This is a genomic window from Spongiactinospora sp. 9N601 (genome assembly GCF_044326295.1).
Taxonomy (GTDB): Bacteria; Actinomycetota; Actinomycetes; order Streptosporangiales; family Streptosporangiaceae; genus Spongiactinospora; species Spongiactinospora gelatinilytica.
Map to the genome: position 1 here is coordinate 116155 of NZ_JBIRBB010000019.1, position 21284 is coordinate 137438.

The window sequence follows — 21284 nt, forward strand, 5'->3', positions numbered from 1 at the left end:
CTCAGCCCACCTTCTCGTACAGCGTGACGACGGCCGCGCCGCCCAGCCCCACGTTGTGCTGGAGGGCCAGCGTGGCGCTCTCGACCTGGCGCGGACCGGCCTGGCCGCGCAGTTGCCACACCAGCTCGGCGCACTGCGCGAGCCCGGTGGCGCCCAGCGGGTGGCCCTTGGACAGCAGCCCGCCGGACGGGTTGGTGACCACCTGCCCGCCGTAGGTGTTGTCGCCGTCGGCCACGAACTTCTCCGCGGTGCCCTCCGGCGTCAGGCCCAGCACCTCGTACGTCAGCAGCTCGTTGACCGTGAAGCAGTCGTGCAGCTCGACCACCGGGATGTCGGCCGGGGCCACCCCGGACTCCTCGTACACCTGGCGCGCGGCCTCCTTGGCCATGCCCGTTCCGACCAGCTTGGCGAGGTCGCCCTCGAAGCTGTCGGGGGTGTCGGTGGTCAGCGCCTGCGCCCTGATCACCACGTCGGCGGGCAGGCCGTTGGCGCGGGCGAACTCCTCGCTGCACACCACCGCCGCCGCCGCCCCGCAGGTGGGCGGGCAGCACTGGAACCGGGTCAGCGGCCCGAAGATGTGCGGGGAGCCCATCACCTCTTCCAGGGTGAGCGGGTCGCGGAACACCGCGTACGGGTTGCCGGCGGCGTGCTTGCGGGCCTTGACGGCGATCGCGCCGAACGTCTCGGCCTTGGCGCCGTACTTGGACATGTACTCAAGGCCCGCCGCGCCGAAGTACCGGGCGGCCATGGGCACGTTGTCGTCCATGTCGCACACGGCGCTCACCACGCCATCGAACCGCTCCAGCACGCTGGGCCGGTCGTCCCACATCGGCTTGAGCGCGCCGCGCTGCATCTGCTCGAAGCCGAACGCCAGCACGCACTCGGCCGTGCCGCTCGCCACCGCCTGCCGGGCCAGCCACAGGGCCGAGGACCCGGTCGAGCAGTTGTTGTTGACGTTGACGACGGGGATGCCGGTCAGGCCGACGCGGTACAGGGCCTTCTGGCCGCTGGTCGAGTCGCCGTAGGCGAACCCGGCGTACGCCTGTCCCACCTTGGCGTAGTCGACCTTGGAGTCGGCCAGGGCGGCCCTGATCGCCGACTCCCCCATCTCCTCGTAGGTCTTGCCCTTGCTGGGCGTGGAGAACGGGACCATGCCCACCCCCGCCACGCACACACGCCGATTCATCAAGCACTCCGATCTGTTGAGGGGGTCGTTCCGCCGGTCGAGGGCGGGGCGCCGCATCCGGCGCAGTGCGCCTCGCGCGCGGCCCGCCGCAGCACCTTGCCGAGAGGGGTCTTCGGCAGCTCGGCGGCGAAGTGGACGGCCGTGGGCTTCTTGGTCGATCCCACGGCCGCCCGCATGAAGTCGATGAGTTCGCTTTCGGTGGCCGGGTCACCGAGGACGACGATGGCGTGCGGCGTCTCGCCCCACTTCTCGTGGGGCACGCCGACGACGGTGGCCTCACGCACGGCCGGGTGGCCGAGCAGGGCGCTCTCCAGCTCGGCGGGCCAGATGTTGAACCCGCCGGAGATGATCATGTCGTCCTTGCGGTCGGTCAGGTAGAGGAAGCCGTTCGGCGACAGATAGCCCATGTCCCGGGTGCGCATGTAGCCGCCGGGGGTGATGCGCGCGGCCGTCCCCTCCGGGTCCTTCCACAGGCCGGACATGGCCCCGGGGGTACGCACCACGATCTCGCCGATCTCGCCCGCAGGCAGGTCGCCGCCCTCGTCATCGGCGATGCGCACCTCCGCCCCAGGGCAGGGCCGGCCCGCCGAGCGCAGCCGGCCGATCTCCTCCTCGGTGCCTTCGAGGATGTGGTGCTCGGGCCGCAGGATGGAGATCGGCAGCGCCTCGCTCTGGCCGTACGCCTGGTACATGATCGGGCCCCACACCGAAAGCGCCTTGACCAGGGTGGGCCGGGGCATCGGGGCGGCGCCGTAGAAGATCGTGTGCATGCTGGAGACGTCCCGCCGCTCGACGTCGGGGTGCCCGAGGACCATCTGGACCATCGTCGGGACCAGCAGAGTCACCGTGGCCCGCTCCCGCTCGGCGAGTTCGAGGAAGCGGCCCGGGTCGAAGCCGCGCATCACGACCACGCCCGCGCCGCCCTCGATGACCGGCCACACGAGCAGTCCGGTGGCGTGGCTGATCGGGCCGGTCGCGAGATAGCGGTCGGCGGGGCTCCAGTGCCGGCCCCAGGCGGCCCGCCACAGGTCGCCCATCGCCATCCAGCCCTTGACGTCGTGGACGATGCCCTTGGGGCGGCCGGTGGTGCCCGCAGAGAAGCGGATCACATGCGTGTCGTCCTGTTTGAGCGGCACCTTCGGATCGTCGGCCGAGGCCGCGGCCAGTAGTTCGGTGTAGCGCGGACCGGCCGTCTCCTCCCCGATGACCATCGTCAGCCGCAGGCCCGGCACCGTGCCGAGCAGCGGGGCGAGCGCGGCGTGGTGCCGCGCCTGGACGATCAGCGCCGTGGCCTCGATGAGGCTGAGCAGGTACGCGTTGCCCTCGGCCGTGTGGTGGGTGTAGAGGGGGCAGTTGACGTAGCCGCCCAGCGCCAGCCCGGCGATGATCTCGATCGATTCCAGGTCGTTGTCGGCCAGCACGGCGACCCGGTCGCCCGGCTCGATCCCGGCGTCACGCAACGCGTTCGCCAGCCGGCACGCCCTGTCGTACATCTCGGCGTAGGTCTGGCGCCGCTCGTCGCAGACGACCGCGAGCGCGTCGCCGTGCGCGGAGACCGTCTCCCGTAACGTCGTGGCCGGGTCGATCATGGCTTTGATCCCTTCGGGATGGTGCGAGCAGCGATGATGATCCTCAACGATCGTCATTGTTAACTGCCCAGTATGTATTTATTACGCCGCCTGGAGGCGGCTCGTCAAGCGCTGCCGCCGACTCCTTGACGCACCCCCGGGCCCTCTGTAACGTCACCCACAGTAAGTTAATTCAGCGTAACAAACACGTTGCGCAGGCCCGAGGGAGATGCCATGGGCTGGCCGTCGAACTGGCAGGATCGGATCTCTGGCGCGGACTGCCCCGCCTGCGCCGCCGGGCGTTTCGAGGAGTCGGCCGACCCGCCGCTGGCGCGGTTCTACGCGGGCGAGGTGAGCGATGCCTACCTGGTGCTGGGAACGGTGCAACCCGGCTGGGCGGTCGTGCTCTGGCAGGGCCGCCACGTCGTGGAACCCACCGACCTCATGCCGCGGGAGGCCGCGGCCTTCAACGCCGAGACACTGATCGCCGCCCGGGCGATGCGGGCGCACTACCAACCGCTCAAACTCAACTTCCAGACCCTCGGCAACGAGGCCCCGCACCTGCACACGAGCGTGACCATGCGTTATTCCGACGCCGAGGACATCGCGCCGGGCCAGGACATCCTGCCCGGCCGGTTCGTGGCGGCCGGCGGGCCGCCGGCCGCCCGCGACGAGCGGGCCGACATCGACGCGCTCAGACGCCTGGCGCGCGCCGGGGCCAGATGAGCCCGCGGCCGAAGGAGGGGACGTGTTCATCCTCACCAGGGCGCTCCAGCTCGCCGTGGTCCTGTTCGTGGTCTCGGCGCTGACGTTCCTGCTGCTCAACCTGCTGCCCGGTGACCCGGTGCACGCCATCCTGGGCCTGCGGGCCACCGAAGAGGCGGTCGCGCGGCTGACCGCCGAACTCTCGCTCGACCAGCCCGTCCACATCCGCTACCTCGACTGGCTGGGCGCGGCGCTGCGCGGCGACCTCGGCAGTTCCTACATCAACCACGTGCCCACCGCGCAGGCCATCGCCGAGCACCTGCCGGTCACCCTCCAGCTCGTGGCGGTGTCACAGGTGATCGCACTGGCCATCGCGGTGCCGCTCGGCGTCTACTCGGCCCACCGGCCGAACGGCTGGGTGGACCGGCTGGCCTCCGGGTTCACCTTCGCCACGCTCTCGGTGCCGCCGTTCATGATGGGGGTGCTGCTCGTCTTCGTCTTCGCGGTGACGTTCAATGTGTTCCCGGCCACCGGCTACACCTCGTTCGGGACCGATCCGGCGCAGGCGCTGCGCTCGCTGTTCCTGCCCGCTCTCACGCTGGCGCTCGGCTCGCTCGCGGTGTACGTCCGGGCGCTGCGCGCCGACATGATCGCCACCCTGCGCCAGGACCACGTCACGACGGCGCGGGCCAAGGGGGTCCCGGCCCGGACGATCCTGTGGCGGCACGCGCTCAGGTCGTCCTCGCTGTCGCTGGTGACGGTCGTCGCGCTGCACGTCGGGGCGCTGACCGGCGGGGCGATCCTGGTCGAGCAGATCTTCGCGCTGCCCGGGATCGGGCAGCTCACGGTCAACTCGATCTTCCAGCACGACTACCTGGTGCTCCAGTCCTGCGTCCTGGTCATCGCCGTCTCCTACGTCCTGGTCACCTTCCTGGCCGACCTGCTGTACCCGCTGCTCGACCCGCGGACCCGCCATGGCTGAGGGGCTTACCGTGACCACCTCGCCGACCGCGGGCAACGGCCCCCGCAAGGGCCGCAAGGCGCGTCGGGCGCGCGGGCTCGGCGTGGTCTTCTGGCTGTCGGCGGCGTGGGTGACCCTGGTCGTCGCGCTGGCCGCGGTCGCCGGCCTGCTGCCGCTCGCCGACCCCGCCGCCGTGGGCGCCGGCGACCCCGGGCTCGGCCCGTCGGCCGCCCACCTGCTCGGCACCGACGAGCTCGGCCGCGACCTCTTCTCGCGGGTCGTCCACGGAGCCCGCATCTCGCTCGTGGCCGGGTTCGTCTCCATCACGCTCGGCCTGGTCGCCGGCGGCACGCTCGGGCTCATCGCGGGCTTTCGCCGTGGCGCGGCCGACACGGTGGTGACCACGCTGGCCAACAGCCTGCTCGCCTTCCCCGCGCTGGTGCTGGCGCTGGCCGTGGTCACCTTCCTCGGGCAGAGCCCCCAGAACGTCACCCTGACCATCGGGCTCGTCTCGGTGGCCCCGATCGCCATGGTCGTGCGCGGGGCGACGATCGGATGCGCCGGCCGGGAGTACGTCGTGGCGGCGCGCATGCTCGGCGCGAAGAACCGGCGGATCATCCTCCGGGAGATCATCCCCAACGTCGCCCCGGTCGCGCTGTCGCTCTCGCTGGTGTGGGTGGCGACCGCCATCGTGGCCGAGGGCAGCCTGGCGTACCTCGGGCTCTCGGTCCAGCCGCCCACTCCGAGCTGGGGGGCCATGATCGCCGAAGGCCGCAACACGCTGGCCGAGAGCCCGGGCACCGCGCTGTGGCCGTCACTGTTCATGTTCCTCACCGTGCTCGGCCTCAACTTCGCCGGCGACCGGCTCCGCGACCGGCTGGACGTGAAAGGGGACGTCTCATGACCGACCAGGCCCCGCTGCTCAAGGTCGTCGAGCTGAAGACCTACTTCCACACCCCGCGCGGGATCCTGCGCGCGGTCGATGGCGTCAGCTTCGAGCTGGCGGGCGACCGCACGTTGGCGATCCTCGGCGAGTCCGGGTCGGGCAAGACGGTGCTCGCCCGCTCGATCATGGGCCTGCTGCCGCGGTCGGGCGTCACCCGGCAGGGCAGCGTGCTCTACAAGGGCGAGAACCTCGCCGAGATGGGCGAGCGCGAACTGCGCCGCCGCCGCGGGGCCGACATCGCCATGGTGTTCCAGGACCCGATGACCTCGCTCAACCCGGTCCACCGGATCGGGCGGCAGGTCGGCGAGACGATCCGGCTGCACCGGCGGGTGAGCCGCGGCGAGGCCCGCCGCCGCAGCGTGACGCTGCTGCGCTCGGTCGGCATCCCCGACGTCGAGCGCCGTGCCCGGCAGTACCCGCACCAGCTCTCCGGCGGCATGCGGCAACGCGTGATGATCGCCATGGCGCTGGCCTGCGATCCGGGCCTGGTGCTCGCCGACGAGCCGACGACCGCCCTGGACGTGACGGTCCAGGACCAGATCCTCACCCTGCTGGCCGCCCAGCGGGCCCGGCGGTCGATGGGCCTGCTGCTGGTCACCCACGACCTGGGCGTCGCCGCCGGGCGCACCGACGAGATCGCGGTCATGTACGCGGGCCGGATCGTGGAGCAGGCGCCCACCGAGCGGCTGTTCGCCGCCGCCAAGATGCCCTACACCGAGGCGCTGATGAAATCGATCCCCAAGCTGTCCGACCCGCCGCACACCCGCCTGGCCGCCATCCCCGGACGCCCTCCCGACCTGGTCGATCCCGGGCCGGGCTGCGCGTTCGCGCCGCGCTGCCGATACTCCGCGGCGCGCTGCGCGCGCGAGGCCCCGCCGCTGCGGACGATCCCCGGCACCCGGCACCGCTACGCGTGCTGGCACCCGGTCGGCGGCGAGTCGTGACCACGGGCACGGCCCACCTGCGCGCGCCCGGCGCGGCCCTGCTGCGGGTGGAGCACCTGGTCGTCACGTTCCCCGCCGGGCGGGGGCGCGCGGTGCAGGCCGTGTCGGACGTCAGCTTCGACGTGCTGCCCGGCGAGACCCTGGGCATCGTCGGCGAGTCGGGCTGCGGCAAGTCCAGCATGGGCCGGGCGACGGTGCTGATGCCGCCGCCCAGGTCAGGGTCGGTGATCTTCGAGGGCCGCGACCTCACCGCACTGCACGGCGAGGAACTGCGGCGGACCCGCCGCCGGATCCAGATGATCTTCCAGGACCCGATCTCCTCGCTCAATCCCCGGCGGCGGGTCGGCGACATCGTCACCGAGCCGATGGCGATCTGGGACAAGGGCGGCCCGAAGGAGCGCGCGGCCCGCGCCCGCGAGGTGTTCGAGGCCGTGGGCCTGGACTACGACGCCGTCGCCGGCCGCCGGCCGCACGAGTTCTCCGGGGGTCAGTGCCAGCGGATCAGCATCGCGCGGGCGCTCGTGCTCGATCCGAAGCTGCTCATCTGCGACGAACCGGTCTCGGCGCTGGACGTCTCGGTACAGGCCCAGATCCTCAACCTGCTGGAGGACGCCAAGGCGCGGTTCGGCCTGTCCCTGGTGTTCATCGCGCACGACCTCGGCGTGGTCAAGAACGTCAGCGACCGCGTGGCCGTGATGTACCTCGGCCGGCTGTGCGAGGTCGCGCCCGCCGAAGACCTCTACCGGGCACCCGCCCACCCCTACACCCGGGCGCTGCTGGACGCGGTGCCCGTGCCCGATCCGGCGGCCCGGCCCGCCGAGTCCGATCCGGCGCTCGGCGGTGAGTTCCCCTCGCCGCTGGCACCGCCCTCCGGATGCCGCTTCCGCACCCGATGCCCGCTCGCCACCGGCCGCTGCGCCACAGAGGAGCCCCGGCTCCACGAGGTGCGGCCGGGCCGGTACGTGGCCTGCCATCACGCGTAGCGCTCCCCTCGAAACACCATTCACCCCGCACGGCTCAAGGAGCGACAGTGATGGTTTCCCGCGACCCGATCGGCCGGAGGACACTTCTGACATACGGCGGAGCCGGCCTGCTCCTCGCCGCCTGCGGCCCGCAGCCCGCGGCCCGCCCGGTCGTCGGGGCCACCGGCCCGCCGCGCCGCGGCGGCAGCCTGGTCTTCGCCACCCAGGGCGAGGCCGGCGGCCTGGACCCGGCCACCACCCTGTTCGACCGCTCCGGGCACGTCTACGCCCGCGCGGTCTTCGACCGCCTGGCCGCACTCGACGCGCAGGGCCGGGTCCGGCCGTACGCCGCCCGGTCGATCACCCCGAACCGGGAGGCGACCCGCTGGACGATCGAGCTGCGGCCGGGGATGACCTTCCACGACGGCGAGCCGTTCGACGCCGCCGCGGTCAAGGCCAACTTCGACGCGCAGCGCGGCCACGACTTCCTCGGGCTGCTGCTCGGGCCGATCGAGGCGACCCGGGTGACCGCGAAGGACACGCTGGTGGTCGAGATGAAGGAGCCCTGGGCGGCCTTCGACAGCTACCTGACCGGCTATCCGGGCGCGCAGCTCGGGTACGTGGCCTCCCCGAAGACGCTCGGCAAGGGCGGAGATCCGCGGCATCCGGTCGGGTCCGGCCCGTTCGTGTTCAAGGAGTGGCAGGCCGGCGACCATCTCACCCTGACCCGCAACGAACGCTACTGGCGGCGCGGCCTGCCCTACCTCGACCAGGTCGCGTTCCGGCCCATCCCCGACCCGCTGGCCAGGGAGAACGCCATCAGGGCCGGTGACATCGACGCCCTGCACTCCCAGGACGCCCAGACGATCGCCGCCTTCCGCGGCGAGCCGGGCTTCACGCTGGCCGACGACCTGAACACCACGTTCGGGCAGAAGGACATCACGCTGGTGGCGCTGAACGTGTCCCGGCCGCCCCTGGACGACCTGCGCGTCCGGCAGGCGCTCGCCTGCGCCACGGACGCCGCGAAGTACAGCAAGGTGATCGACAAGGGGCTGGCCCCGGTCATGGACGGCCTGTTCCAGCGCGGCTCGCCGTACCACGCGCGCTCGCCGTACCCGCCGCACGACGTGGAACGGGCCAAGCGCCTGATCGCGGAGTACGAGCGGGAACGGGGTCCGCTGCCTCCGATCAAGGTGACGATCCAGACCACACCACGCGATATCACCGCCTTCTCCCTGATCCAGGGCATGTGGCGGCAGGCCGGGATCGAGAGCGCGCCAGTGCAGGTGTCCAAGGACAACTTCGGCGAGGTGCTGCTGGGCGGCGGCTACGAGGCGATCATCGGCGCGTTCTTCGGCGCGGGCGACCCGGACCAGAACGCGCTCTACTTCAGCTCCGCGAGCGCCGCACCGAACGGCGAGCCCGCACTGAACTTCACCCGCAACCGCGACAAGGCGATCGACGCCGCGCTCGCCGAGGGCCGCCGGGCCACCGGCGCGTCCGCCAGGCAGGCGGCCTACCGGGCGCTGAACGAGCGGCTGAACACCGCCCTGCCCTTCGTGTGGCTGGACGCCACGCCGTACTCGCTCGTCACCAGGCCGGACGTGGGCGGACTGCTCGATCCGGCGCTGCCCGACGGCGGGCGCGAACTCGGCCTGCTGCGCGGCGTCGTGAACGTCACGAGCGCCTGGAGGGCCGCCTGAGATGCTTGCCAGAAAAGTTAATCCGGAATAACATAAATCCATGACAGCGCCCTTCCCCGACTGGCCCGCCGACTTCGTCCAGCGGATGGACGGCCGGGCCTGCGCGTGCGGCTCCGCCCCCGCGCCGGGCGACGCAGGCGACCGGATCCGCGTCTACGCGGGCCGGGTCTCCGACGCCTTCCTGATGCGGCACGCGGCCCAGCGCGGCTACGCGGTCGTCGTCTGGAAGAACGGTCACGCCGCCGAGCCGGCCGACCTCGCACCCCGCGACGCCGACCGCTACGGCCGGGAGGTCCTGCTGGTCGGCACGGCCGTCCGGCGGCACTTCGCCGCCCTGAAGATCAACTACCTGACACTCGGCAACCAGACCCCGCACCTGCACACCAACGTGGTGGCCCGCTACGCCGACGACGTGGCGCCGGGCGCGCTGCTCGACCCGGTCGGCGCGGCCCTCCCGGAAGACCGGTGGCGGGCCGACGCCGCGGCGCTGCGGGCGCTGCTCACCGGCGAATCCGCGCTCGTGCGGCGCTGGGACGAGTGATGATCAAGACCCTGAGGTGATGATGTCCCGAATCGTCTGCCTGAGCCCGCTCACCGAAGATCAGGTGCGCGGCCTGGCGAAGGGCTTCGACGTCGAAGCCGTGGTCCTGCCCGGCGGCTCCACCCCCGAGGAGGTGCGCGCCGCCGTGGCCGACGCCGACATCGTGATCGGCGACGGCCTGCACCGCTATCACCTCGACGCCGGCGTTCTCGCCGCGATGCGGCGCTGCCGCCTGGTCCAGCAGCCGTCCGTGGGCTTCGACGGCATCGACTGCGAAACCGCCGCCCGGCTCGGCATCCCGGTGTCCAACAGCGCCGGCTACAACCTCGACTCGGTCGCCGACTGGGTCGTCATGGCGATCCTCAACCTGATCAGGCACGGGGCCTGGGGCGACCGGCGGATGCGCGCGGGCGAGTGGCCGGTGCTCAAGATGCTCGGCCGCGAGCTGGGCGCGCTGACCGTGGGGCTGGTCGGCGTGGGCAACACCGGGGGCGCGGTCGCCGACCGGCTGCGCGCCTTCGGCTCCCGCGTCCTGTACTACGACGTGGTGCCGCGCAGCGTGACCGGGGCGGAGTCCTGCGAGCTGAACGAGGTGCTGGCCCGCTCCGACGTCATCTCGGTACACGTGCCGCTGGACGACTCGACCCGCGGCCTGATCGGCACGGCGGCGATCGAGCGGATGAAGCAGGGCGCCTACCTGATCAACAGCAGCCGCGGCCCGGTCGTGGACGAGGACGCCCTGGTCGCCGCGCTTGCGTCCGGCCGGCTCGCCGCCGCCGCGCTCGACGTCTTCGCCACCGAACCGCTCCCGGCCGGCTCCGAGCTGCGCCGGCTGGAGAACGTCTTCATCACGCCGCACGCGGCGGCGTTCACCCGCGACGCCAACGAACGCGTGCTCGCCATCGTCGCGGCCAACATCCGCCGCGTCCTTTCCGGCGAGCCGCCGTTCAACGTCGTCAACACCGCTCGTCCCCGGCAGGAGAACAAATGACCGACAAGGTGCTGGCGGCGCTCGCCCGCTACGACACCCCGACGGTGTGCAACGCGATCGAGACGTTCGGCATCCGCTCGCGCGACGAGGGCTTCGCGAGCTCCGGCATCCGCTGCGTGTTCCCCGACCTCGGGGTCATGGTCGGCTACGCCGCCACGGCCACCATCCGGGGGCGCGGCACACCCGAGCACGACTACGGCGTGGAGCCGCTGGTCGCGCACGTGGTCCAGGTGCCGGGGCCGCGCGTCGTCGTCGTACAGGACCTCGACGACGAGCCGGGCCACGGATCGCTGTGGGGCGAGGTGTCGGCCAACCTGTTCACCAGGCTCGACTGCCTGGGCGCGGTCACCAACGGCTGTGTGCGCGACCTGAAGGAGGCGCACGAGCTGGGCTTTCACTTCTTCTCCGGCAGCGTCGGGGTCTCCCACGCCAACGTGCGCGTGGAGTCGGCCGGTGAGCCGGTGCAGGTCGGCGGCCTCACCGTGCGGCCGGGCGACATCATCCACGCCGACCGGCACGGCGTGCTCGTGGTGCCCGCCGAGATCGCCGCCGACGTGCCCGCCGCGGCGGACCGGATCATCGCCCAGGAGCAGAGCCTGATCGGCTGGATGCGCTCGCCGAAGTTCAGCCTGGAGGGCCTGGCGGACGCCTGGCGGCAGTTCAGCGAAGCGGACACCAAGGAGGCCGGAGATGTCGGCTGAGCCGGACGAGAGCGGTGACGGGCGGCCGTCGCGCCGGGCCCTGTTGTCCACCGCGGGCGGAGTGGTCGCGGGCGGCGCGATCGGCGTCGGCGGCGTCGTGACCGGCGGCAGCGCGCTCGCGGAGCGCAAGCCCAAGCCGCCCACGTCCAAGGTGCTGGACGACCCGCCCCCGCCGCTGCGGGTGCTCACCGACGCCGAGGCGGCCACGGTGACCGCGATGGCCGAACGCGTCTTCCCCTCCGAGCCCGACGGCGACGGCGCCGCCGAGGCGGGCGTGACCCACTACATCGACGGGCGGCTCGCCGGAGCCTGGGGCGACGGCGACCGGATGTACCTCCGGGGGCCGTTCTTCGAGCCGGAGCACGCCGGGCACGGCTACCAGCTCCCGCTCACCCCGCGCGAAGTCTACGAGCGCGCGCTGCGGGCGATCGACGCGCACTGCAAGGCGAAGTACGCGGGCAGGGCGTTCCCCGCGCTGGCCACCGCCCAGCAGGACGAGGTGATGACCGCGCTGGAGAAGGGCCAGGTCGACCTCGGGCTGGCGACCGGCGCGCACGGGTTCACCTCGGCCTCCTTCTTCGCGATGTTCCTGCGCAACGTCACCGAGGGGCTGTTCTGCGACCCCATGCACGATGGCAACCGCGACATGGTCGGCTGGCTCTGGCTGGGCTTCCCCGGCGACCCGCTGGCCTACGGCGACCGGTACGGCGGGCTCATCGGCCGCTGGAACGAGCCCTACAACGTCTATCCGAAGGGAGTCCGGTAGATGGCCCGGCGCAACTCGCTGCCGAAGGTCGATGTGGTCTGCGTCGGAGTGGGCTGGGCGGGCGGGATCATGGCCGCCGAGCTGGCCAAGGCCGGGCTGACCGTGGTGGGCCTGGAACGCGGCGGGCCGCGCGGCGTCGAGGACTTCGCCCACGGGCACGACGAGCTGCGGTACGCGGTGGACCGCGAGCTGATGCAGAACGTCGCGGCCGAGACCTGGACACTGCGGCACGACGTCAATGATCGCGCGCTGCCGATCCGCCGGCTCGGCTCGTTCGCGCCCGCCTACGGCGTGGGCGGCTCCGGCGTCTCCTGGGCCGGGCAGACCTGGCGGTTCAACCCGCGAGACTTCGAGATCCGCAGCCGCACGGTCGCCCGCTACGGCGCGGGGATGATCCCCGCCGACATGACGATCCAGGACTGGGGCATCACCTACGACGACCTGGAGCCGTACTACGACAAGTTCGAGTACATGGCGGGCATCAGCGGCAAGGCGGGCAACATCAAGGGCGCCAAGGTGCCCGGCGGCAACCCGTTCGAGGGGCCGCGCAGCCGTGACTTCCCGCTCCCGCCGCTGATCGAGTCCTACGCCGGATCGGTGTTCCGCGAGGCCGCGGCCAAGGTGGGCTACCAGCCGTTCCCCGGCCCCGCGGGCGCGCTGTCCAAGCCGTACACCAACCCGGACGGCATGTCCCGGCCCGGCTGCACCTACTGCGGCTTCACCGGGCACTTCGGCTGCCACATCGGCGCCAAGAGCGACCCGACGCTTACGGTGATCCCCACCGCCCAGAAGACCGGCCGGTTCGAGCTGCGCACCAACGCCCAGGTGATCGAGATCCTGCACGACGGCGGCCGGGCCACCGGAGTGCGCTACTACGACGCGAGCGGCGCGGTCCGCGACCAGCCCGCCGACGTCGTGGTGCTCACCGCCTTCACCCTGAACAACTGCCGGCTGCTACTGCTGTCCAAGATGGGCGAGCCGTACGACCCGGCCACCGGCGAGGGCGTCATCGGCCGCAACTACTGCTACCAGTCCGACGGCGCGGGCGCGATGGCCTACTTCAAGGACAAGGACTTCAAGCCGTACATGGTCGCCTGCGGCAGCGCGATCGCCATCGACGACCTCAACGGCGACAACTTCGACCACACCGGGCTCGGCTTCATCGGCGGCGGCCTGATCAAGGTGGGCAGCAACCCGACGACGCCGATCAACGCGGTCCTCGCCCCGCCCGGCACCCCGGCCTGGGGCCTTGAGTGGAAGAAGGCGATCCGCAAGCACTACGCGCACTCGCTGATCATCGGCGCGCAGGGCGAGAGCCCCGCCTACCGGGGCCACTACCTCAGTCTCGACCCCACCTACCGGGACGCCTACGGCCTGCCGCTGGTGCGCATCACCTTCGACTGGGAGCCGAACGAGCGCAAGATGGTCGCCTACCTGGGCGAGAAGCTGAAAGAGATCGCCACCGCGATGAACCCCGACTCGTTCGTGGCCGGTGGCGTGCTCGCCGAGCACTACGACGGCACCCAGTACCAATCCACCCACAACACCGGTGGCGTGATCATGGGCGCCGACCCGCGCACCTCGGCCGTCAACAACTACCTCCAGATGTGGGACTTTCCGAACACCTTCGTGGTCGGCGCGTCCGCCTTCCCGCAGAACGCCGGCTACAACCCGACCGGCACCGTCGGCGCGCTCGCCTACCGGGCGGTGGACGGCGTCCTGCGCTACCGCGACAACCCCGGCCCGCTCGCCTGACGCGGCCCGGAGCAGATCAGACAGGAGCATGAGCGGTGAAAGGTCTGACGGGCAAGGTGGCCGTCATCACCGGGGGCGCGTCCGGCATCGGTCTCGCCACCGCGGCGGCGTTCGCCGAACGAGGCGTCTCGGTCGCCATCGCCGACATCGATGAGGAGGCCGGGCGCAAGGCCGAGAGCCTGCTCGGCGAGCGGGCGCTGTTCGTCCGCGCGGACGTCAGCGACGAACACCAGATCATCGGACTGATGCGGGCCACGGCGGCCCGGTTCGGCCGGCTGGACATCCTGGTCAACAGCGCCGTCGCGCTGGTGGCCAAGGGCGTCGAGGCCACCCCCGAGGAGTGGGGACGGGCGTTCGCCACGAACGTCTTCGGCTACGCGCTGTGCGCCAAGCACGCGCTGCCGTACATGCGCGAGCGGGGCGGCGGGGCGATCGTGAACATCTCCTCCATCTCCGCGCTCATCGCCCAGCCCGACCGGATCACCTACAGCGCGGGCAAGGGCGCGCTGCAGAGCCTGACCCGTGGCCTGGCCCTCGACCTCGCCGCCGACGGGATCCGGGTGAACGCGGTCTGCCCCGGCACGATCTGGACGCCGCCCAACGAGGCGTATCTCAGCGCGACGATGGGCCTGGACCGCGCCGGGGCCGACGCGCACCCGGCGGTCGGCGGCGAGGCCATGCTGCGCCGGGTCGGCGGCCCCGAAGAGGTGGCCGAGGCGGTCGTCTTCCTGGCCTCTGACTCGGCCGGCTACATCACCGCCGCGAGCCTCGTGGTCGACGGCGGCCAGACCGCCAGGTGAGCGGAGAAGAGGTACCGGCATGGCAATGATCGAAACCGTCGCGGGACCGGTCGAGCACACCCAGCTCGGCCGTACCCTCGCGCACGAACAACTGCTGACGGTGAGCGAACCACTGCTCACCCAGTTCCCCCACCTGTACGACCGCGAGGCCATGTACACCGCGGCGGTGGAGACCGTCCGCGGGGTGCAGGCCCACGGCGTGCGCACGATCGTCGACCCGTGCGTGGCGATGCTCGGCCGCGACGTGGCCTTCCACGCCCGCGTCGCCGCGGAGACCGGCGTCAACCTGGTCGTGGCGACCGGGCTCTACACCTACAACGTGCTGCCTCCCTACTTCCAGTGGCGCGACGCCGACGCCCTCGCCGACGCGCTCGTCCACGACATCGAGCAGGGCATCCAGGGCACCTCGATCAAGGCCGCGTTCATCAAGTGCGCGACCGACGAGCCGGGCGTCACCCCCGACGTCGAGAAGGTGCTGCGCGCGTCGGCCAGGGCGCACCTGCGCACCGGCCGGCCGATCATGGCGCACTCGCACGCGGCCACCCGCACCGGGCTGGAGCAGGCCCGCATCTTCCACGAGGAGGGCGTGGACCTCCGCGCGGTGCAGATCGCGCACACCGGCGACAGCGACGACCTCGACTACATCGAGCGGCTGCTCGACCTCGGCGTGTGGATCGGCATGGACCGCTTCGGCGTCGAGGGCCTGCTGCCGCTGGAACGGCGGGCGGCGACCGTCGCCAAGCTGTGCGCCCGCGGCCACGCCGGCCGGATGATGCTGTCCCAGGACTACTCGGCCTTCAACGACTGGGTGCCTGCGGACAAACTCGCGGAGTTCGCCCCCGCGTGGTCGATGACCCTGCTGTTCGAGACCGTGCTCCCGCGCCTGGCCGAACTCGGCGTCGGCCACGACCAGATCGACGTGATGCTGGAGCGCAATCCCGCCGCCTGGCTGAGCGGAAGCTGAAGGAGACCCCAATGACCGCGACCGATATCAGCAGTGAGGCCGGGCTGTTCATCGCCGGCTCCTGGCGGCGGGGCGGCGGGCCCGCGATCCCCGTGATCAACCCCGCCACCGAAGACGTCATCGCCACCGTCCCGGGCGCCACCCCCGCCGAGGTGGACGAGGCCCTGGCGGCGGCGCAGCGCGCGCAGCGCGACTGGGGCCGGGCCCCCGGCGGCGTGCGCGGCACGCTCGTGCGGGCGATCGGCGACGTCATCCGCGCGAACGCCACCGAGCTGGCCCAGCTCCAGACGGCCGAGGTCGGCAAGCCGCTGGCCGTCTCGCACGCCGAGGTCGCGATGGCCGCGCAGCTCGCCGACTACACGGCCGGCTGGGACCGCAGGATCGAAGGCGAGATCCTGCCCAGCGACAACGCCGACGAGGTCATCCACCTCAACCGGGTGCCGATCGGCGTGGTGGCCGCGGTGACCGCCTGGAACGCCCCGGTGGCGCTGCTGGTCCGCAAGATCGCCCCGGCCCTCGTCGCGGGCAACGCCGTCGTGGTCAAGCCGAGCGAGCTGGCCCCGCTGTCCTCGATCGCGCTGGTCCAGATGATCACCGAGGCGGTCGATCTGCCGCCCGGCCTGCTCAACCTGGTGACCGGCGGCCCGGAGACCGGGCTCGCGCTGGTCGCCAGCCCGCGTACCGGCCTGGTCACCCTGACCGGCCACCGCGACACCGGCAAGAAGGTGATGGCGGCGGCTGCGGCCAACCTGACCAGGGTCTCCCTGGAGCTGGGCGGCAAGGCCCCGGCGATCGTCTGGGCCGACGCCGACCTCGACACGGCCGTCCCGGCGGTGGCGATGGCCCGCCACTTCAACGGCGGGCAGGTCTGCACCAGCGCGGAGCGCGTGTTCGTGCACGAGTCGGTGTTCGAGGAGTTCGTGGCACGGTACACGGCGCTGGTCGGGCACTTGCGGGTGGGCGACCCGCTGGGCGAGGTCGAGCTCGGCCCGCTGGCCGGCGAGGCCCAGCGGAACAAGTCGATCAATGCGATCGAGCGGGCCAAGGCGGAGGGCGCGCGCGTCGTGCTGGGCGGCGGGCGGCCGGCCGGCGACGCCTTCGAGCGCGGCTTCTGGGTCACGCCGACCGTGTTGGTGGACGTCGAGCCGGGCATGGACATCATGCGCGAGGAGGTGTTCGGCCCGGTCACCCCGATCGCCAAGGTGCCCACGCTGGAGCGCGCCTTCGAGCTGGCCAACGAGACGCGGTACGGGCTGTCGGCCTACCTCTACACGGCCGACCACCGCATCGCCATGCGCGCCGAACGCGACCTCGACTTCGGCGAGCTGTACATCAACCGGTCGATCGGCGAGCAGGCCCAGGGGCACCACTCCGGCCACCGGGAGTCGGGGCTGGGCGGCGAGGACGGCAAGCACGGCGTCCTGCGTTACACGCAGCTCCGCAGCGTCTATCACAACTACGCGTGACGGAGAGAAGGGAAGCGATCCGATGACCTTGCGAGAGCTGTGGGAGCGGGGCGAGCCGACCGTCGGCACCTGGCTGGTCACCCCGAGCGACCTGTCCGCCGAGCTGCTGGGCAGGGCGGGCTTCGACTGGATCTGCGTGGACGGCCAGCACGGCCTGGTCGGCTACGAGGGCATGCTGACGCTGCTCCAGGGGCTGGCCATCGCCGGGGTGCCGGCGTTCGTGCGGGTGCCGTCCAACTCCCCCGAGCACATCGCCCGCGCACTCGACGCGGGGGCCCAGGGCGTCGTGGTGCCGATGGTGAGCACCCGGGAGGCGGCCGAGCAGGCGGTGACCGCCGCGAAGTACCCGCCGGAGGGCACCCGGAGCTGGGGTCCGAGCCGCAACGTGCTGCGCGTCCCCGACTACAGCGCGGCGGTGGCCAACCGCCGCAACGTGGTGGCCGTGATGATCGAGACCCCCGAAGGGGTCGCCAACATGGACGAGATCATGTCGGTCCCCGGAGTGGACGCGATCTACGTGGGGCCCAACGACCTCGCCCTCGGCTTCGGCCGCGAGCAGAACGACCCTGAGCAGGAGACCGTGGTCGCGTCGCTGCTGGACGGCTGCCGGCGGCACGGCGTCGTGGCGGGCATCCACTGCGACGACGCGCAGACGGTGGCCCGCCGCCGTGAGGCGGGCTTCCACATGCTCAACCTGGCCACCGACGCCTCGCTGCTCTACCACGGCGCGCTGCACGAACTGGCCGTCGCCCGGGGGGCCGAGGCGGCCCCGCCCCGCCGGACCGCCTCCTACGTCTGATCTCCGGTCGATCCCGATTGGTTGGTACCGTCACTGCATGGCCGAGCAGCGGAAAGCACGCCGCGGAGGACGTCCGCCGGGCAGGACGCCGCGCCGGGAGATGCTCATCGACGCGGCGCTGGACCTGTTCCACAGATCCGGCTACCGCAACACCTCCACGACCGATGTCGGGGCGGCGGCGGGCATCAGCGGCCCGGCGGTGTACCGGCACTTCGCCAACAAGGAGGATCTCCTCACCGCGGTGCTGGAGCTGTCCTCGGAGCTGATGGAGACCGCCGCCGCAGAGGCCGCCACGCTGCCCCCGCGCGGCGCGCTCGACTATCTGCTGGACAGCTACGCGACCTTCTGCGTGCAGCGGCCCGGGCTTTCCATGATCTGGCTGGAGGAGCGGCGCAACCTCTCCGACGAGATCCGCGAGCGGATCGGCGGGCACCACCAGGACTACATCTGGATGTGGACGACCACGGTCGCCGCGGTGCGCCCGGAGCTGGCCCGCGCCGAGGCGCACGTCCTGGCCCAGCTCGCCATCGGCCTGATGACCTCGGTGACCTTCCTGCATCTCGATCCGCGCCACCCCGGCCAGATCGACCAGGAGGGCATGCGGCGGCTGCTGGCCGAGACCGGGCGGCGGATCGTCCTGCAGACGCTCCCGGCGGAGCTGGCCGCGGCGGTGCACCCGGCGCGGCGCGACGCCGTACGCGTCACCTGATGACCCCGTATCCTGGTGGGAACGCGTTGACGGAGACGAGTAGCCGCGGGATCACGCGGGTTGCAGAGAGCCGCCGGTAGCTGCGAAGGCGGCCCCGCGCCCCACGGCGAAGACCCTCCCGAGTGCGGAGAGGAACGGCCCGCGCGGCCCGATGCTCCGCCGGCCCGCCCCCGTTACCGGGCGACGACGAGGCCACCGCCCGCGTGGCGGCGGCGAAGGCGTGGTGGCACCGCGAGTACCCTTATCGCCCACGCCCCTCAAGGGATCATGACGAGGTCCTTTGGAGGGACTTTCGATGATCCACCCTACGATCCGCGTGCCGGTCTCCGGCCTGCGCGGGCATCTCGGCCGCACGGTGACGATCTGCGGCTGGGTGCGCACCCTGCGGTTGCAGGGCCGCATGCAGTTCGCCGTGATCCGCGACCACACCGGCATGGTGCAGGTCACCCACCGGCGCGGCGGGCCCGGCGACCCGCTCGAAGCCGTCCTTGAGTCGCTGACCGCCGAGTCGGCCGTGCGCGTCACCGGAACGGTGACCGGCAACCCGATCGTGAAACTCGGCGGCCTGGAGGTCGTGCCCGAGTCGATCGAGGTGCTCGGCCGCGCCGAGACGCCACTGCCCATCGACGAGCGCACCGGGCCGGAGCAGCGGCTGGACTGGCGCTTCCTGGACGTGCGCCTGCGGCCGGAGGCGCGTCTGGCGTACGCCGTGCAGACCACGCTGGAGCAGGGCATGCGCGAGTACGCGTACGCCGCCGGGTGCGTGGAGATGCACACGCCGAAGCTCATGGGCACCGCCTCGGAGTCGGGGGCGGAGGTGTTCCGGCTCGGCTACTTCGGCCGCTCGGCGTACCTGGCGCAGTCGCCGCAGTTCTACAAGCAGATGGCGATCGCCGCGGGCATCGACCGGGTCTTCGAGATCGGCCCGGTCTTCCGCGCCGAGCCGTCGTTCACCTCCCGGCACGCCACCGAGTTCACCGGCGTTGACGTGGAACTCGGGTGGATCGGCGGCGTGGCGGAGGTGATGGCGTTCGAGGAGGGCATGCTGGCCCACGCCCTGGCCAAGGTGGCCGCGGCGCACGCCGGCGCGATCGAGGAGCACTTCGGCGTCGAGGTGACCGTCCCGGAGACGCCGTTCCCGCGGGTCACGATGGCCGAGGCGCGGGAGGTCCTGCGGCGCGGCGGCTGGGACCCGGCCGGGGCGAAGGCGGACCTGGACCCGGAGGGCGAACGCGGCATCGCCGCGCACGTCCGGGCCGAGACCGGGCACGAGTTCGTGTTCGTCACCGACTACCCGGCGAGCGTGCGGCCGTTCTACCACATGCGGCCCGAGGGGCGACCGGACCTCACGTTCAGCTTCGACCTGCTGTGGAAGGGGCTGGAGATCACCACGGGGGCGCAGCGCGAGCATCGGTACGACGTGCTGGTGCGGCAGGCGGCCGAAAAGGGCATGGGCACCGAGCCGCTGCGCGACTACCTGAACTGCTTCCGCTACGGCTGCCCGCCGCACGGCGGTCTCGGCATGGGCCTCGGCCGGGTGCTGATGGTCCTGCTCGGCCTGGACTCCATCCGCGAGGCCACCTTTCTCTTCCGCGGCCCCAATCGGCTCTCCCCCTAGCACCGCCCATATTTTCATGAAAAGAGCAAAGCGGATGTTCTGCCTATATGCCAACATTCGCTCGCCGCCATATGTTCGTGTGCCGCGGGCGTGATTCCATTGGCACGGCAATGGTTCTCAGCAGCGTCACACCCCGTGGAGGCGTCCCATGCGCGAAGAAAATGCAGAAATGAGCACCGAAAACGCCGAGCGGGATTCCCTGTTCTTCCTGATCGACGAGGCGCTCGGCTATGTTCACCCGGCCGCGCTGCGGGCCGTCGCCTCGCTCAAGGTCGCCGATCGGCTCGCGGACGGGCCGCTCACGGCGGCCGAGCTGGCCGAGCGCACCGGCACGGACGCGACCGTCCTGCACCGGATCATGCGCCTGCTGGCGACGCGCGGCGTCTTCGAGGAGGCCGAGGACGGACGCTTCCGGCTCACCTCCCTGGGTCACGCGCTGCGCTCCGACGTGCCGCTGTCCGGACGGGCGGCCGTCCTCATGCTCACCGACCGGACCCTCTGGCAGCCCAGCGGGGAGCTGGAACGCTGCCTGAGCATGGGCGGTTCGGTCTTCGATGACATGTTCGGCATGTCGTTCTTCGAGTACTTCGCCCAGGACGAGCAGACCGCGGCGACCTTCCACGACGGCATGGCGGCGATGTCGGACTGGGAGAACGCGCCCATCGCCGCCGCCTATGACTTCCCGGAGTCGGGCGTGGTGGCCGACATCGGCGGCGGTCAGGGCGGCTTCCTGCTGGCCGTACTCGACGGGCGGCCCGGCCTGCACGGCGTCCTGTACGACGAGGCCCACGTGCTGGCCGGGCACCGGCCGCCCGGCGCGGAGATCAGCGCCCGCTGGCGGACGGCGGCCGGCGATTTCTTCACCGAGGTCCCCCGCGCGGACGTCTACCTGCTCAAGCGCATCCTGCACGACTGGAACGACGAGCAGTGCGTGACCATCCTGCGCAACTGCCGCCGGGCGATGGCCCCGGGCGGCCGGGTCCTGGTGGTGGACGCGGTCATCCCGAAGGGCAACGAGCCGCACCAGGCCAAGACCGTCGACGTGATGCTGATGGCCTCGCTGCCCGGACGCGAGCGCACCTCGGCCGAGTTCGCCGAGCTGTTCGCGGCGGCGGGCCTGCGTCTGTCCCGCGTCGTCGCGACCGGCACGGTGCTGTCGGTCGTGGAGGCCGTCGCGGACGAGGGCGCCGGCGGGTGAC

At 71.9% G+C, this 21284-nt stretch carries 20 protein-coding genes; 18 read left to right on the forward strand and 2 right to left on the reverse strand.

The window, feature by feature from the left end:
* Window position 1 precedes the first annotated feature (1 nt).
* Window positions 2-1186 carry a lipid-transfer protein gene (locus ACH34R_RS35805; RefSeq protein ID WP_397566025.1) on the reverse strand — a complete coding sequence of 395 codons (1185 nt, stop codon included), beginning with the start codon at window positions 1184-1186 and terminating at the stop codon, window positions 2-4.
* A complete protein-coding gene (locus tag ACH34R_RS35810) occupies window positions 1186-2775 on the reverse strand; it encodes a class I adenylate-forming enzyme family protein (RefSeq protein WP_397566026.1) in 1590 nt (529 codons plus the stop codon). Before ACH34R_RS35810 ends, ACH34R_RS35805 begins: the two co-directional genes overlap by 1 nt.
* 213 nt (window positions 2776-2988) lie before the next feature.
* Between ACH34R_RS35810 and ACH34R_RS35815 the strand changes: the two genes are divergently transcribed.
* The 18 genes from ACH34R_RS35815 (at window position 2989) to ACH34R_RS35900 (ending at window position 21283) form a co-directional block, all read left to right on the forward strand.
* Entirely contained in the window at window positions 2989-3480 is a 492-nt protein-coding gene (locus tag ACH34R_RS35815; protein ID WP_397566027.1) for an HIT family protein, read from the forward strand.
* A 22-nt stretch (window positions 3481-3502) separates the two neighbouring features.
* Window positions 3503-4441, forward strand: coding sequence for an ABC transporter permease (locus ACH34R_RS35820; protein WP_397566028.1), 939 nt, complete (start codon window positions 3503-3505; stop codon window positions 4439-4441).
* Window positions 4442-4451: 10 nt separating this feature from the next.
* Complete coding sequence (locus ACH34R_RS35825; RefSeq protein WP_397566029.1) at window positions 4452-5324, forward strand: ABC transporter permease; 873 nt, start codon at window positions 4452-4454, stop codon at window positions 5322-5324.
* Window positions 5321-6310, forward strand: coding sequence for an ABC transporter ATP-binding protein (locus ACH34R_RS35830; protein ID WP_397566030.1), 990 nt, complete (start codon window positions 5321-5323; stop codon window positions 6308-6310). The genes ACH34R_RS35825 and ACH34R_RS35830 overlap by 4 nt, the downstream gene beginning before the upstream one ends.
* The gene (locus ACH34R_RS35835; RefSeq protein ID WP_397566031.1) at window positions 6307-7293 is read left to right on the forward strand and encodes an ABC transporter ATP-binding protein; all 987 of its coding nucleotides are present in this window, start codon (window positions 6307-6309) and stop codon (window positions 7291-7293) included. Before ACH34R_RS35830 ends, ACH34R_RS35835 begins: the two co-directional genes overlap by 4 nt.
* Window positions 7294-7343: 50 nt before the next feature.
* Window positions 7344-8975: an ABC transporter substrate-binding protein gene (locus ACH34R_RS35840; protein WP_397566090.1), complete on the forward strand. Its 1632-nt coding sequence runs from the start codon at window positions 7344-7346 to the stop codon at window positions 8973-8975.
* Between the two features lie 40 nt (window positions 8976-9015).
* Window positions 9016-9516 (forward strand): HIT family protein, encoded by a 501-nt coding sequence (locus tag ACH34R_RS35845; RefSeq protein WP_397566032.1) that lies wholly within the window; start codon window positions 9016-9018, stop codon window positions 9514-9516.
* Between the two features lie 19 nt (window positions 9517-9535).
* On the forward strand, window positions 9536-10507 hold the full coding sequence (locus ACH34R_RS35850; RefSeq protein WP_397566033.1) for an NAD(P)-dependent oxidoreductase: 972 nt from the start codon (window positions 9536-9538) through the stop codon (window positions 10505-10507).
* Window positions 10504-11208 (forward strand): RraA family protein, encoded by a 705-nt coding sequence (locus tag ACH34R_RS35855; RefSeq protein WP_397566034.1) that lies wholly within the window; start codon window positions 10504-10506, stop codon window positions 11206-11208. Before ACH34R_RS35850 ends, ACH34R_RS35855 begins: the two co-directional genes overlap by 4 nt.
* Window positions 11198-11974: a gluconate 2-dehydrogenase subunit 3 family protein gene (locus tag ACH34R_RS35860; RefSeq protein WP_397566035.1), complete on the forward strand. Its 777-nt coding sequence runs from the start codon at window positions 11198-11200 to the stop codon at window positions 11972-11974. The genes ACH34R_RS35855 and ACH34R_RS35860 overlap by 11 nt, the downstream gene beginning before the upstream one ends.
* Entirely contained in the window at window positions 11975-13729 is a 1755-nt protein-coding gene (locus ACH34R_RS35865; protein ID WP_397566036.1) for a GMC family oxidoreductase, read from the forward strand. It abuts the gene before it with no gap.
* A 35-nt stretch (window positions 13730-13764) separates the two neighbouring features.
* Window positions 13765-14529, forward strand: a complete 765-nt coding sequence (locus ACH34R_RS35870; protein ID WP_397566037.1) for an SDR family NAD(P)-dependent oxidoreductase — start codon at window positions 13765-13767, stop codon at window positions 14527-14529.
* 19 nt (window positions 14530-14548) lie between these two features.
* The gene (locus ACH34R_RS35875; protein WP_397566038.1) at window positions 14549-15493 is read left to right on the forward strand and encodes a phosphotriesterase; all 945 of its coding nucleotides are present in this window, start codon (window positions 14549-14551) and stop codon (window positions 15491-15493) included.
* 11 nt (window positions 15494-15504) lie between these two features.
* Complete coding sequence (locus tag ACH34R_RS35880) at window positions 15505-16959, forward strand: aldehyde dehydrogenase family protein (protein ID WP_397566039.1); 1455 nt, start codon at window positions 15505-15507, stop codon at window positions 16957-16959.
* A 22-nt stretch (window positions 16960-16981) separates the two neighbouring features.
* Entirely contained in the window at window positions 16982-17758 is a 777-nt protein-coding gene (locus ACH34R_RS35885; protein ID WP_397566040.1) for an HpcH/HpaI aldolase/citrate lyase family protein, read from the forward strand.
* 37 nt (window positions 17759-17795) lie between these two features.
* The gene (locus tag ACH34R_RS35890) at window positions 17796-18467 is read left to right on the forward strand and encodes a TetR/AcrR family transcriptional regulator (protein WP_397566041.1); all 672 of its coding nucleotides are present in this window, start codon (window positions 17796-17798) and stop codon (window positions 18465-18467) included.
* 295 nt (window positions 18468-18762) lie between these two features.
* Window positions 18763-20085, forward strand: a complete 1323-nt coding sequence (gene aspS, locus ACH34R_RS35895) for an aspartate--tRNA(Asn) ligase (protein ID WP_397566042.1) — start codon at window positions 18763-18765, stop codon at window positions 20083-20085.
* A 169-nt stretch (window positions 20086-20254) separates the two neighbouring features.
* Entirely contained in the window at window positions 20255-21283 is a 1029-nt protein-coding gene (locus ACH34R_RS35900) for a methyltransferase (RefSeq protein WP_397566043.1), read from the forward strand.
* The last annotated feature ends 1 nt before the right edge of the window (window position 21284 follow it).

Excerpts from the sequence above, each read along its gene's own strand:
- ACH34R_RS35805 (WP_397566025.1), bottom strand. The coding sequence starts at position 1,186 with ATGAATCGGCGTGTGTGCGTGGCGGGGGTGGGCATGGTCCCGTTCTCC.
- ACH34R_RS35810 (WP_397566026.1), bottom strand. The coding sequence starts at position 2,775 with ATGATCGACCCGGCCACGACGTTACGGGAGACGGTCTCCGCGCACGGC.
- ACH34R_RS35815 (WP_397566027.1), top strand. The coding sequence starts at position 2,989 with ATGGGCTGGCCGTCGAACTGGCAGGATCGGATCTCTGGCGCGGACTGC.
- ACH34R_RS35830 (WP_397566030.1), top strand. The coding sequence starts at position 5,321 with ATGACCGACCAGGCCCCGCTGCTCAAGGTCGTCGAGCTGAAGACCTAC.
- ACH34R_RS35840 (WP_397566090.1), top strand. The coding sequence starts at position 7,344 with ATGGTTTCCCGCGACCCGATCGGCCGGAGGACACTTCTGACATACGGC.
- ACH34R_RS35845 (WP_397566032.1), top strand. The coding sequence starts at position 9,016 with ATGACAGCGCCCTTCCCCGACTGGCCCGCCGACTTCGTCCAGCGGATG.
- ACH34R_RS35850 (WP_397566033.1), top strand. The coding sequence starts at position 9,536 with ATGATGTCCCGAATCGTCTGCCTGAGCCCGCTCACCGAAGATCAGGTG.
- ACH34R_RS35855 (WP_397566034.1), top strand. The coding sequence starts at position 10,504 with ATGACCGACAAGGTGCTGGCGGCGCTCGCCCGCTACGACACCCCGACG.
- ACH34R_RS35860 (WP_397566035.1), top strand. The coding sequence starts at position 11,198 with ATGTCGGCTGAGCCGGACGAGAGCGGTGACGGGCGGCCGTCGCGCCGG.
- ACH34R_RS35865 (WP_397566036.1), top strand. The coding sequence starts at position 11,975 with ATGGCCCGGCGCAACTCGCTGCCGAAGGTCGATGTGGTCTGCGTCGGA.
- ACH34R_RS35875 (WP_397566038.1), top strand. The coding sequence starts at position 14,549 with ATGGCAATGATCGAAACCGTCGCGGGACCGGTCGAGCACACCCAGCTC.
- ACH34R_RS35880 (WP_397566039.1), top strand. The coding sequence starts at position 15,505 with ATGACCGCGACCGATATCAGCAGTGAGGCCGGGCTGTTCATCGCCGGC.
- ACH34R_RS35885 (WP_397566040.1), top strand. The coding sequence starts at position 16,982 with ATGACCTTGCGAGAGCTGTGGGAGCGGGGCGAGCCGACCGTCGGCACC.
- ACH34R_RS35890 (WP_397566041.1), top strand. The coding sequence starts at position 17,796 with ATGGCCGAGCAGCGGAAAGCACGCCGCGGAGGACGTCCGCCGGGCAGG.
- aspS (WP_397566042.1), top strand. The coding sequence starts at position 18,763 with ATGATCCACCCTACGATCCGCGTGCCGGTCTCCGGCCTGCGCGGGCAT.
- ACH34R_RS35900 (WP_397566043.1), top strand. The coding sequence starts at position 20,255 with ATGAGCACCGAAAACGCCGAGCGGGATTCCCTGTTCTTCCTGATCGAC.